This window comes from Streptomyces sp. NPDC058796 (genome assembly GCF_042745235.1).
Classification (GTDB): domain Bacteria; phylum Actinomycetota; class Actinomycetes; order Streptomycetales; family Streptomycetaceae; genus Streptomyces.
On the sequence record NZ_JBHYOP010000006.1, the window covers coordinates 180296 to 192717 of the forward strand.

The following is a 12422-nucleotide window of genomic DNA, read 5'->3' on the forward strand; positions in this document are numbered from 1 at the left end:
ATGGGCCGTACCGGATTCGTCCGGTACGGCCCATCGGGCGTTCTGTCACTCGTGGTGCCGGCCGACGCCGGCCCGGTCGTCACACCGCTTCCCACGCCCCGAGCGCCAGCCCCGACTCGTCCTTCCGCCTCGCCAGCAGCAGCTGCCCGGTGGACGGCGACAGGGTCGCCGCGACCACACGGGCGTCGGTGTCCAGGGCGAGGGAAACCGTCGCGTCGGCCGGCAGCACCGGGCCCGACTCGGTCCACCAGGCGCCGGCCGACTCCTGTTCGCTGGGGTAGGCCGCGAAGGCGATCCGGCCGGAGGACGAGTGCTGTGCCAGCAGTGTGCAGTCGTGGCCGTCGAGTTCGCAGCGGACGGCCGCGACCGGTCCGGGCCCCGCCGCGGTGACCAGGGGCACCGGCTCGGCACCGGGCCGCCAGGCGCACAGGGTGCCGGAGGCGTCGGTGAAGAACAGGGTGGTGTTCTCGTCGGAGGTCGCCAGGGCGCGCAGGGTACCCGGGCGGACCTCGGTCTGCACCGAGTCCCCCATCCGGAACTCGGTGGCCTGCTCCTCCTGGAGCCAGTGGACGAGCCTTCCGGGGCGGTACGCGTAGGCCTCGATGCGTCCGGCCCTGCCCGCCACCGCGACGGGCGCGTCCTGGAGCTGCGCGCTCTTCAGGTCGCGCCACGGGCCCCAGCCGCCCTTCTGCTTCTGGGCCCGCATGCTGAGCCCGCCGCCGCCGTTGCGCACGAAGACGTGGGCACGGCCCGTGCCGTCGACCGCGACGGCTGGCGGACCGGTCCGGTCCCCCGTGCCGTTCGGGTGGCCGACGGGTTCCCAGTCCAGGGCGGCCAGCAGCGGCCGGAAGTGCGTGCAGTGCACGAGACCCGACTCGCCGGACGCCGTGGGCCGCCAGGCGACCAGGTGCGCGTAGGCATCGGCCCCCTGGCCGACCGTCAGCCCCGGGTGCAGCCGCTGGTCCCCGCCGATCCTGCGCGGGGCGCCCCAGGAACCGCCCGGTACCTGCTCCGCACGGCACAGGGCGGCATCGTGGGACATCTGGTAGACGCTGAGTCGGCCGTCCCGGCCGCGTATGAGCCACTCGCCGTTCACCTGATCATTTTATGCGGCCTCGTCCGGGCCCGCTCCGGCCGGGTGGGTCCGCGCGTGCGACCCTGGCCTCATGAGCGACCGTGGCCCCCTCCTGGTGATCGTCGACGCGGCGAACGTCGTCGGGTCGGTCCCCGACGGCTGGTGGCGGGACCGGCGGGGGGCCGCTGAGCGGCTGCGGGACCGGCTGGCGGCGGGCGGGGTGCCGGGGCTGGAGGGGCCGGTGGAGGTCGTCCTCGTCGTCGAGGGCGCGGCCCGGGGAGTGGATTCCGTGCCCGGCGTACGGGTGGAGTCGGCACCCGGCAGCGGGGACGACCACATGGTCGCGCTGGTCGCGGGGGCCGCCGGTGCCCGTGCCGTCCTGGTGGTGACGGCCGACCGCGAGCTGCGCCGCCGGGTGACGGAGCTGGGCGCCCAGGTGGCGGGGCCGCGGACGGTCCGGCCGGTGTGACGGCGCCCGGGCGGCCCACCACCGCCCCACGCAGCCGGAAGAGGCGCGCCGCCGAGGGGGGTGCGCGACGTTCGGCGGCGACGGAACCCGCCCTCCGAAGAGAACCGGCCCCGTGCGCCCCGCCAGAACGGGGCGCACGGGGCCGGGACGGCGGACTCGGGGCCTATGGGGCTCCGCCGTCGCCGGACGGCTTCGACGGGCCGCCGGCCGGGGCCTCCTCGCCGCGGGCCAGGCGGCTGTGCGTGCGGCTGTAGAGGAAGTACACGACGACGCCGATCGCCATCCAGACGCCGAACCGCACCCAGGTCTCGGCGGGCAGGTTCAGCATCAGCCACAGCGAGGCGGCGACCGACACGATCGGCAGCAGCGGGACCAGCGGGGTACGGAAGGCGCGGGGCAGGTCGGGGCGGGTGCGGCGCAGGATGATCACGCTGATCGCGACGACCACGAACGCGAACAGGGTGCCGATGTTCACCAGTTCCGCCAGCTCGCTCAGGCTGGTGAAGCCGGCGACGATCGCGATGATCACGCCGAGCAGGATGGTCGGCCGGTAGGGCGTCCGGAACTTCGGGTGGACGCGGGAGAAGAAGCGCGGCAGCAGTCCGTCGCGGCTCATCGCGAAGAACACCCGGGTCTGGCCGAGCAGCAGGATCATGCAGACGGTGGTCAGGCCGACGGCGGCGCCGAAGCTGATCACACCCGCGAAGAAGGGGTGCCCGGTGGACTTGAACGCGTCGGCGAGCGGGGCGTCGATGGACAGCTCGCTGTAGTGCTGCATGCCGGTGACGACGATCGAGACGGCGACGTAGAGCGCCGTGCAGATGAAGAGCGAACCGAGGATGCCCCGGGGCATGTCCCGCTGCGGGTTCTTGGTCTCCTCGGCGGCCGTGGCGACGATGTCGAAGCCGATGAAGGCGAAGAAGACGACCGAGGCGGCCGTGAAGATGCCCATGACGCCGAAGTTGGCCGGCGCCCAGCCGAACATCAGCTGGATCAGGGGCGAGTCGAGTCCCCCGCCCGCCTCCACCGGCTTCGACTCCGGGACGAACGGGTCGTAGTTGGAGCCCTTGATGAAGAAGGCGCCCGCGATGATCACGATGAGGACGACGGTCACCTTGATGGCGACGACGAGCGAGGTGACCCTCGCGGACAGCTTCATGCCGAGGACGAGGATGCCGGTGAGGACCAGCACCAGGACGGCGGCGAGGATGTCGAAGCCGAAGCCCTCGGCCCCGTCCCGCCCGGCCAGCGCCTCGGGCATCTGCCAGCCCGCGTTGTCCATCAGCGAACGGATGTAGCCCGACCAGCCGACGGCCACCACCGCCGTGCCGAGCGCGAACTCCAGGACCAGGTCCCAGCCGATGATCCAGGCGGGCAGTTCGCCGAGCGAGGCGTACGAGAAGGTGTACGCCGAACCGGCCACCGGCACGGTGGACGCGAACTCGGCGTAGCAGAGCGCGGCGAGCGCGCAGACCACGCCGGCGACGACGAAGGCCAGGGCCACGGCGGGCCCGGCGTTGTTCTTGGCGACCGTGCCGGTCAGCACGAAGATGCCGGTGCCGATGATGACACCGACGCCGAAGACGGTCAGGTCCAGGGCGGACAGGGATTTCTTGAGCGCGTGCTCCGGTTCCTCCGTGTCACGGATGGACTGCTCGATCTTTTTGGTCCTGAAGAGACTGCTGCTGCTCACGCGTACCTCCGACGCTTGTCGTCCCCGACATGATCGAGAGGGGGGCGTACTGCGTATGCCCCGGCGTGAGCGGATTCATACGGATGGGCAGGTTTCACCACTGCAACGAGTGGAGTACCTGCCCATCCGGCCGTACCTCGGTCGCGTAGGTCAGTCGCGCGCGGCCTCCACCGAGTCCACGTCGGCGCCCGTGCGCTCGTACCGGCCGTCGAGCTTGGCGACCAGACCGGTGACCTGACGGGCGATGTCCGGCGCGGTGAGGCCGATCTCGGCGAGGACCTCGGCGCGCGAGGCATGGTCGAGGAAGCGCGGCGGGATGCCGAAGTCGCGCAGCGGGACGTCGACGCCCGCGTCACGCAGGGCCTGGGCGATGGCGGAGCCGACACCGCCGACCCGCGAGTTGTCCTCGACGGTGACGACGACGCGGTGGCGCTCGGCGAGCGGGGCCATGGCCTCGTCGACGGGCTTGACCCAGCGCGGGTCGACGACGGTGGTGGAGATGCCCTGCTTGTTCAGCAGGTCCGCCACCTCCAGGCACATCGGCGCGAGGGCGCCCACGGAGACCAGGAGGACGTCCGGGTCGTCGGTGCCCGGGGCGCGCAGCACGTCCATGCCGCCGACGCGGCCGACGGCCGGTACGGCGGGGCCGACGGCGCCCTTGGAGAAGCGGACCACGGTGGGCGCGTCGTCCACCTCGACGGCCTCGCGCAGCTGGGCGCGGACCTGGTCGGCGTCGCGCGGGGCGGCGAGCCGTAGGCCGGGGACGACCTGGAGGATCGACATGTCCCACATGCCGTTGTGGGAGGCGCCGTCGGTGCCGGTGACGCCGGCGCGGTCCAGCACGAACGTCACGCCGCACTTGTGCAGGGCCACGTCCATCAGCACCTGGTCGAAAGCGCGGTTGAGGAAGGTGGCGTACACGGCGAAGACCGGGTGGACGCCACCGTGGGCGAGGCCGGCCGCGGAGACCGCGCCGTGCTGCTCGGCGATGCCGACGTCGTAGACGCGGTCCGGGAAGGCCTTGGCGAACTTGTCGAGGCCGACCGGCTGGAGCATGGCCGCGGTGATGGCGACGATGTCCTCGCGCTCCCGGCCGAGCTTGAGCATCTCGTCGCCGAAGACGCTGGTCCAGTCGGCGCCGGAGGTGGAGATGGGCAGGCCGGTGTCGGGGTGGATCTTGCCGACGGCGTGGAAGCGGTCGGCCTCGTCCGCCAGGGCGGGCTGGTAGCCGCGGCCCTTCTCGGTGAGGCAGTGCACGATGACCGGGCCGCCGAAGCGCTTGGCGCGGGTGAGGGCGGACTCCAGGGCCTCCAGGTCGTGGCCGTCGATCGGGCCGACGTACTTGAGGCCGAGGTCCTCGAACATGCCCTGCGGGGCGATGAAGTCCTTCAGGCCCTTCTTGGCGCCGTGCAGGGTGTCGTAGAGCGGGCGGCCGACGACCGGGGTGCGCTCCAGGACCTCCTTGGTGCGGGCCAGGAAGCGTTCGTAGCCGTCGGTGGTGCGCAGGGTCGCCAGGTGGTTGGCGAGGCCGCCGATCGTGGGGGCGTAGGAGCGCTCGTTGTCGTTGACGACGATGACGAGGGGCCGGTCCTTGGCGGCGGCGATGTTGTTCAGCGCCTCCCAGGCCATGCCGCCGGTGAGGGCGCCGTCACCGATGACGGCGACGACGTGGTCGTCGCGCTCCAGGACCTGGTTGGCCTTGGCGATGCCGTCGGCCCAGCCGAGGACGGTGGAGGCGTGGCTGTTCTCGATGACGTCGTGCTCGGACTCCGCCTGCGAGGGGTAGCCGGACAGGCCGCCCTTCATCTTCAGCTTCGAGAAGTCCTGGCGTCCGGTGAGCAGCTTGTGCACGTAGGACTGGTGGCCGGTGTCCCAGAGCACCTTGTCCTTCGGCGAGTCGAAGACGCGGTGCAGGGCGAGGGTGAGCTCCACCACGCCGAGGTTGGGGCCGAGGTGGCCGCCGGTCTTGGAGACGGCGTCGACGAGGAAGGTGCGGATCTCCTCTGCCAGCCGGCCCAGCTCTTCCAGGCTGAGCCGGTCCAGATCGCGCGGTCCCGTGATGCGGGTCAGCAGCGGCACCCGTGCCTCCTTGCAGTAGAGCTGTTGCCGGGCTTGACGAGTCTAATGTTCCGCCGTGGCGGAACGTGTCCGGGCGGTGCGTCGTACGTCACGCGTTCGGCCTTACCCATCCGGAACCGGTTCTACGACTTCTGCGTCGGAGGGTGTGGCCCGCCCGCCGTCCCGGCCGGCGTGCGGGGCGGCGGGCGGACGACGGACCGCCCGCCCGGGGGCTCAGCCCGGGCGGGCGGTGGGACGGCAGCGGCGGGCGCGGTGGCGCCTAGGCGCGGCCGGCCGTCTTCTGCGTCTTGCGGGTGACCGCGTCGATGACGACGGTCGCCAGCAGCACGCCACCGGTGATCATGTACTGGACCGGCGAGGCGATGCCCTCCAGCGCGAGGCCGTACTGGATGGAGACGATGACCATCACACCGAGCAGCGCGTCCCAGGTGCGGCCGCGGCCGCCGAAGAGGGACGTGCCGCCGATCACGGCCGCGGCGATGACGTTCATCAGGAACTCACCGGTGCCCGCGCCCTGGTTGGCGGAGGCGATCTTCGACGCGACGAACAGGCCGCCGATCGCGGCGAAGGTGCCGGCGATCGCGAAGACCGAGATCCGGACCAGCTCCACGTTGATGCCGGCGCGGCGGGAAGCCTCGACGCTGCCGCCGAGCGCGAAGACCTTGCGGCCGTAGGAGGTGCGGCGCAGCACGAAGTCCGTCAGCAGCAGGAAGGCCAGGAAGATGACCACGGCCAGCGGCAGGCCCTTGTACTGGTTGAAGACGATCGCCACGGCGAAGGCCAGCACGGCGAGCAGCACCGTGCGGACGATGACCTCGTTCAGCGGCCGGGACGGCACCCCGGCCGCGGCGCGCCGGCGGTTGTCGAAGAAGGCGGAGAGGAAGTACCCGGCCGTCACGACGATCGCCAGGCCGTAGGCGGCGGCCACGTCGCTGAAGTAGTAGCTGGTCAGCTTGACGACGATGCCGTCGCTGTTCAGGTTGATGGTGCCGTTGCTGCCGAGTATCTGCAGCATGAAGCCCTGCCAGAACAGCAGGCCGGCCAGCGTCACGGCGAAGGCGGGGACGCCGATGCGGGCGAAGAAGAAGCCGTGGATGGCGCCCGCCACGGTGCCGGTGAGGATGGCCAGGACCAGGGCCAGGACCTCGTTCATGCCGTGCGTGATGTTCAGCACGGCGAAGGTGGCGCCCGCGACACCGCTGACCGAGCCGACCGACAGGTCGATCTCGCCGAGCAGCAGGACGAAGACGATGCCGACGGCGATCATGCCGGTGCCGACCATGGCGACGGACATGTCGGAGAAGTTGCCGGCGGTGAGGAAGTTGGAGTTCAGGCTGGTGAAGATGGCCCAGATGACCAGCAGGCCGACGACGACCGGTATGGACCCGAGGTCACCGGCCTTCATCTTCCGCTTGAACTCGCCGATGTAGCCCGCGAATCCCTGCTCGCGCACCAGCAGCCGCGGGTCGACCGCGGTGGCCGCGCCGGAGGCCGCGGCGGGGTTCTCCGCCGTCTGGTCCTCGGCGGGGGTGGAGGTCTTGTCGATGCTCACTTCTTGATCTCCCCATTGGTGCGCGCCGCACGACGGGTCACGGCGTTCTCCGTGGCGCCCGTGATGGCGGAGATGATCTCTTCCTGCGAGGTCGACTTGACCTCGAAGACGCCGTTGTTGCGCCCGAGACGCAGGACGGCGACCTTGTCGGCGACCGCCTTGACATCGGCCATGTTGTGGCTGATGAGGATGACGGCGTGACCGCGCTCGCGCAGTCGCTCCACGAGGTCGAGGACCTGGGCGGTCTGCTCGACGCCGAGGGCGGCGGTGGGCTCGTCGAGGATGACCAGCTTGGGCTCGCCGAGCATGGACCGGGCGATCGCCACGACCTGGCGCTGACCGCCGGAGAGGGAGGCGATCGGGATACGGACGCTGGGGATGCGGATGGACAGCGTGTCCAGCAGCTCGCGGGAGCGGCGCTCCATCTCGACCTCGTCCAGGACACCGCGCTTGATGATCTCGCGGCCCAGGTAGAGGTTGCCGACGACGTCGATGTTGTCGCACAGCGCGAGGTCCTGGTAGACGGTCGCGATGCCCAGGTTCTGGGCGTCGTGCGGCTTGTTGATGCTGACGGCCTTGCCGTCCCACTCGATGGCGCCTTCATCGATGGGGTGCACGCCGGCGATCGTCTTGACCAGCGTGGACTTTCCGGCTCCGTTGTCGCCCACCAGGGCGACCACCTCACCGGCGTGGACCTCAAGCTCTACGTCGGTGAGCGCCTGGACGGCACCGAATCGCTTGGAGACCCCGCGCAACGCCAGCACGGGCGTAGCGGACACGTGAACCATCTCCTTCGCCGCCTGACCCGGCGGGAGGTTGTGCAGAAGTATGAGGGGGGTTGTTCCGTCCGGCGCCCCGCGTAGCTTGCGGGGCTGTCGAGTGCGGGGCACCGGAGGAAACCGGGGGCAGCCGGCCCCGTACGCGCTCAGGCGGTACGGGGAGAGGGACTGCTTACTTCAGACCGATCTTGTCGCAGGCGGCCTTGTAGTTGCCGGCGCAGATCTCGTCGAGGGTGTAGAAGCCCTCCTTGATGACGGTCTCCTTGATGTTGTCCTTGGTCAGCGAGACGACCGGGACGAGCACCGACGGGACGCCCTTGGTGGTGGCGCTGTCGGCCTTGCTGGTGGCGATGGAGTCGAGCGACTCGCCCTTGGCGAGGGCGACGGCCATCTCACCGGCGACCGCGGCCTCCTGCGGGTAGGACTTGTAGACGCTCATGTACTGCTCGCCGGTGATGATCCGCTGCACGCCCGCGAGTTCGGCGTCCTGGCCGGTGACCGGGATGTTGGCGATGCCCGCGCGCTTGAGGGCGGTGATGATGCCGCCCGCCATGCCGTCGTTGGCGGAGTAGACGCCGATGATCTTGTCCTTGCCGATGGCGGAGATCGCGGCCTGCATGTTGGCGTTGGCGTTCTCCGGCTTCCACTCCTTGGTGTCGTACTCGCGGCCGATGTTCACCTTGCCGTCGAGGACGGAGTGGGCGCCCTCCTTGAACTGGCCGGCGTTCGGGTCGGTGGAGGAGCCGTTCATCATGACGATCTGGCCGTCCTTGGCCTTGTCGCCCAGCGCCTTCAGCAGGGCCTCGCCCTGGGTCTTGCCGACCGTCACGTTGTCGAACGAGGTGTAGGCGTCGATCGGGCCCTCGGCCAGGCGGTCGTAGGCGACGACCGGGATGTCCGCCTGCTCGGCCTTGGTGATGGAGCCGGCGATGGCCTTGGAGTCCACCGCGTCCACGATCAGCACGTCGACCTTGTTGGTGATCATCGTGTCGACCTGCTGCGCCTGCAGCGTGGCGTCCTGCTTGGCGTTGGCGTAGACGACCTCGCCCTTGCCGTTCGTCAGCTCCTTGACCTTCTTCTCGATCAAGGGCTTGTCGAACTTCTCGTAGCGCGCGGTCTGGTTCTCCGGCAGCAGCAGTCCGACCTTGATGGCGTCGCCCTTCTTGGCGGCCGCATCGGACGAGTCCTTGCTGTCGTCGGCCTCCTTGGCGCTGCCACAGGCGGCGAGCGAGACTGCCATCGCGGTGGTGGCAACGGCAACGGCGGCACGACGCATACGCGTGTTCACTTCAGAAACCTCCCTGACGAGGCCGCGTCGTTGCGGCCGAGGTGGCTGGAAGTCAACTCGGCCACACGTGCGACGTCAAGAAGTAAATCCTTAACGAGATGACAACGGTGCCATCCGTGCTCTAAGTGAAGGCAGGGGTGGCCACCGGCAGAGCACCGGTCGCAGTTCCGTCCAAGAGGGTCGAATCGCCCATCTCGCTGAGCGCCAGGGCGAGCGCGCCGAGCACCTCCGCGCGGCCCCCGAGTGCCCCGGAGAAGACGGAGAGTTGGCGCGCCGCGCTGGGGATCGCGTACCGGCCGACGGACTCCCGGATCGGGCCCAGCACCAGCTCACCGGCCTCCGCGAGGTCGCCGCCGAGGACGACTCGGCTCGGGTTGAGCAGGTTGCACAGGTTGGCGACCCCGCTGCCGATGTGCCGGCCGACGTCGGCGATGACCCGGCGGCAGCCCGGGTCGCCGTCCCGCGCGAGCCGCACGACGCCCTCCATCGTGAGGTCGGTGCCGTGGCTCGGCTGGAGCAGCGGGAGCACGTAGCGGGCGGAGGCGAAGGTCTCCAGGCATCCCCGGTTGCCGCAGCGGCAGACCGGGCCGGCCTCGTCGAGGGTGATGTGCCCGATCTCGCCCGCCGTGCCTCCGGGGCCGCGGTAGATCTTGCCGTTGATCACCAGGCCGGCGCCGACGCCGCTGGCGACCTTGATGTACGCCAGGTCCCGCACGCCCCGCCCGCTGCCCCAGACCAGCTCGCCGAGGGCCCCGAGGTTGGCGTCGTTGTCCACGTGCACCGGCACCCCGAGCCGCCCCCGCAGCTCCTCGGCGGGCCTGGTGCCGCCCCAGCCGGGCAGGATGGCGGTCGAGCCCAGCGTCCCGGACTCCACGTCGATCGGGCCGGGCACGCCGAGACCCACTCCGGCGATCTTGGAGCGGTCGACGCCGGTCGCCTCGATCAACCGGCTGACCAGCTGCTCCGCCCGGTCGAAGCCCTGCGCGGCGGACGCGTCGACGTCCAGCGGCTCGGACTCCTCGGCGAGCACCTGGTGGGCGAGGTTGCCCACCGCGACGCGCAGGTGGGTGTGCCCGAAGTCCACGCCGATGACGATGCCGGCGTCCCCGCTCAGCGAGACGCTGCGGGCCCGGCGGCCGCCCGCCGAGGTGGGCGTCACCTCGACCGTGCCACCGTCCTTCAGTTCCCGGACGATGTTCGAGACGGTCGCCGCGGACAGGCCCGTCGTCCTCGCGATCTCCGCCTGCGTGAGCGAACCGGCGAGCCGTACCGCTCGTACGACCCGTTCCAGGTTGGCTCGGTGCAGCGACGACTGCGACCCCGGAGTCTCCACGACGACCTCCTGCGCGAGGGGCCGCTTCGGTGAGGCCCCTTCCATGTCCAACTAGTGAACTCTAAGCTGAGCCGTTCGGGTCGCCTCCCGTCAAGAGGTTGAACCGCATCCGGGTGCCCCGCGCACACAACCGCACACATGCGCGCATGCCGCCCCCGTGGGTACGGGAGCGGCATGCGCGGCGGGCGGGAGCGCCCTCGGGGGCGTGCGGAGTCGCTACTTCAGGGCGCCCGCGGTGAGCCCCTGGACCACCTGGCGCTGGAAGACGATGTACGCGGCCAGCACCGGCAGCATCGCCATCACCAGGCCCGCGAAGAGGCCCGACCAGTCACCCTTGTAGCCCTGGCTGACGGCGAGCTGTACCAGGCCCTGGGTGAGGACGTGCTTGTCCGGGTCGGTGTTGAGCACGGTCGGCAGCATGTACTGGTTCCACTGCCCCAGGAAGTTGAAGATTCCCACACTGATCAGGCCGGGCTTGGCCATCGGCAGCATGACCTGGAAGAACGTGCGGGTGTGCGACGCCCCGTCCACGAAGGCCGCCTCCGCCACCGAACTCGGCAGCGTCCGGAAGAACGCGGTCAGGAAGAACACCGTGAAGGGCAGCGAATAGGCGATGTAGACCAGGATCAGCCCGTGGATGGTGTTCAGCAGGGACATGTTGTCCACCACGTAGAACAACGGGACCAGCGCGAGCATGATCGGGAAACTCATACCGCCGACGAACAAGAAATAGATGAAGCGGTTGCCCGGAAAGTCGAACCGGGCCAGCACATAGGCCGCCATGGAACCCAGCACCAGGGTGCCGATGAGCGATCCGCCCACCACCAGAATGGTGTTGAGGAAGTAGTCGCTCATATGGGCCTGGGACCAGGCCCGCGACCAGTTGTCGAAATTCAGTTTGCCGGGCAGCGACCAGGGCGAACGGAAGATGGAGGCGTCGTCCTTGAAGGACGTCATCACCGCCCACACCAGCGGCAGGCCGACCATGATCGCCCAGATGACGAGGACGCCGTGGGAGAAGACGTTGAGGGCGGTGCCCTCCTTCTTCCCCTTCTTGAGTCCGCCGGGGGACGCCTCGGCCTTGTGCACGGGCGTGCCGGAACCGGCCGGTACGGGGGCGGGGGTCTCGGTCGTCTTCATGTGAATCAGTACTCCAGCCGCTCGCGCCGGCCCAGCTTCATCACGAGGGCCGCGAAGGCCAGCGTGATGACGAGCAGGGCGACGCCGATGGTGGTGGCGTAGGCGGCCTGACCGTCCCGGAACGCCTTCTGGTACACGTACAGGACCATCACGGTGGTCGAGTAGTCGGGTCCGCCGGGCCCGGTCGTCATGATCTGCACGACCGCGAAGGACTCGGCCCCCAGGGCGAGGATGCCCATGTAGACCCAGCCGGACTGCACGGTGTCCCACAGCAGCGGCAGGGTGACCTTGAAGAAGGTGGTGGCGCGGCTCGCCCCGTCCAGCAGCGCGGCCTCGTACAGCTCCACCGGGATGGACGCCATGCCCGCGGAGAAGAGGACCACGAAGAAGCCGACCGTCGACCAGACGAGCACCGCCATCACGCACCACAGCGCGATGTTCGGGTCACCGAGCCACAGGGGCTGGACGGAGTCCAGGCCGAGGCCGCGCAGCAGGGAGTTGATCGCGCCGCTGTCCGGGTTGTACGCGAACTGGAACAGCAGGGCGACGATCGCGATGGAGAGCACCTGCGGGAAGAAGTAGACGATCTTGTAGAAGCCCGAGCCGCGGACGCCCGTGATCACGGGGCCGCCCTTGCGGTGGCGTCCGCCCACGTTGATCATGAAGCTGAGGAAGAGCGCGAGGCCCAGGGTGACCAGCGGCACCAGCAGGGCGAACAGCACGCTGTGCCAGAGCGACTTCCAGAAGATGTCGTCGTCGAGCATCCGCGAGTAGTTGTCGAAGCCGACCATCGAGAACTCGGGACTCAGGCCCGTCCAGTCCGTGAACGAGTAGTAGATGGACTGGACGAACGGCCAGACGACGAAGAGCGCGTACAGCCCCAGGGGGACCGCCAGGAACCCCACGATGAACCGGTACTTGCCGTGCTGCATTACCAACGACCCCGATCTGCGCGCGGGTGCCGCCAGGGCCCGTCCGGCGCGAAGGCGCGGGACAGGCCCTGGTGACGCTTCC

Annotated in this window: 10 protein-coding genes; 1 reads left to right on the forward strand and 9 read right to left on the reverse strand. The window is 69.9% G+C overall.

Annotation, left to right across the window (positions count from 1 at the left end; translation table 11 throughout):
• Positions 1 to 79: 79 nt before the first annotated feature.
• Complete coding sequence (locus ACFW47_RS17225; RefSeq protein WP_386306182.1) at positions 80 to 1096, reverse strand: hypothetical protein; 1017 nt, start codon at positions 1094 to 1096, stop codon at positions 80 to 82.
• Positions 1097 to 1166: 70 nt separating this feature from the next.
• On the opposite strand from ACFW47_RS17225, the gene ACFW47_RS17230 reads away from it, so the two are divergent.
• Positions 1167 to 1544 carry an NTP pyrophosphohydrolase gene (locus tag ACFW47_RS17230; RefSeq protein ID WP_386306183.1) on the forward strand — a complete coding sequence of 126 codons (378 nt, stop codon included), beginning with the start codon at positions 1167 to 1169 and terminating at the stop codon, positions 1542 to 1544.
• A gap of 163 nt (positions 1545 to 1707) precedes the next feature.
• On the opposite strand, the gene ACFW47_RS17235 is transcribed toward ACFW47_RS17230, so the two are convergent.
• The 8 genes from ACFW47_RS17235 to ACFW47_RS17270 all read right to left on the reverse strand — a co-directional run bounded on the left by ACFW47_RS17235 (position 1708) and on the right by ACFW47_RS17270 (position 12340).
• The gene (locus tag ACFW47_RS17235; RefSeq protein WP_386276672.1) at positions 1708 to 3237 is read right to left on the reverse strand and encodes an amino acid permease; all 1530 of its coding nucleotides are present in this window, start codon (positions 3235 to 3237) and stop codon (positions 1708 to 1710) included.
• A gap of 150 nt (positions 3238 to 3387) precedes the next feature.
• Positions 3388 to 5316 carry a 1-deoxy-D-xylulose-5-phosphate synthase gene (gene dxs / locus ACFW47_RS17240; RefSeq protein ID WP_386276674.1) on the reverse strand — a complete coding sequence of 643 codons (1929 nt, stop codon included), beginning with the start codon at positions 5314 to 5316 and terminating at the stop codon, positions 3388 to 3390.
• 259 nt (positions 5317 to 5575) lie between these two features.
• Positions 5576 to 6868 (reverse strand): sugar ABC transporter permease, encoded by a 1293-nt coding sequence (locus tag ACFW47_RS17245; protein ID WP_386276676.1) that lies wholly within the window; start codon positions 6866 to 6868, stop codon positions 5576 to 5578.
• A complete protein-coding gene (locus ACFW47_RS17250; RefSeq protein ID WP_279564884.1) occupies positions 6865 to 7656 on the reverse strand; it encodes an ATP-binding cassette domain-containing protein in 792 nt (263 codons plus the stop codon). Before ACFW47_RS17250 ends, ACFW47_RS17245 begins: the two co-directional genes overlap by 4 nt.
• Positions 7657 to 7819: 163 nt before the next feature.
• Entirely contained in the window at positions 7820 to 8923 is a 1104-nt protein-coding gene (locus ACFW47_RS17255) for a substrate-binding domain-containing protein (RefSeq protein ID WP_386277186.1), read from the reverse strand.
• A gap of 133 nt (positions 8924 to 9056) precedes the next feature.
• Complete coding sequence (locus ACFW47_RS17260) at positions 9057 to 10268, reverse strand: ROK family protein (RefSeq protein WP_386276679.1); 1212 nt, start codon at positions 10266 to 10268, stop codon at positions 9057 to 9059.
• Between the two features lie 216 nt (positions 10269 to 10484).
• Positions 10485 to 11408: a carbohydrate ABC transporter permease gene (locus ACFW47_RS17265; protein ID WP_386276681.1), complete on the reverse strand. Its 924-nt coding sequence runs from the start codon at positions 11406 to 11408 to the stop codon at positions 10485 to 10487.
• 5 nt (positions 11409 to 11413) lie between these two features.
• A complete protein-coding gene (locus tag ACFW47_RS17270; protein ID WP_386276683.1) occupies positions 11414 to 12340 on the reverse strand; it encodes a carbohydrate ABC transporter permease in 927 nt (308 codons plus the stop codon).
• Positions 12341 to 12422 lie beyond the last annotated feature (82 nt).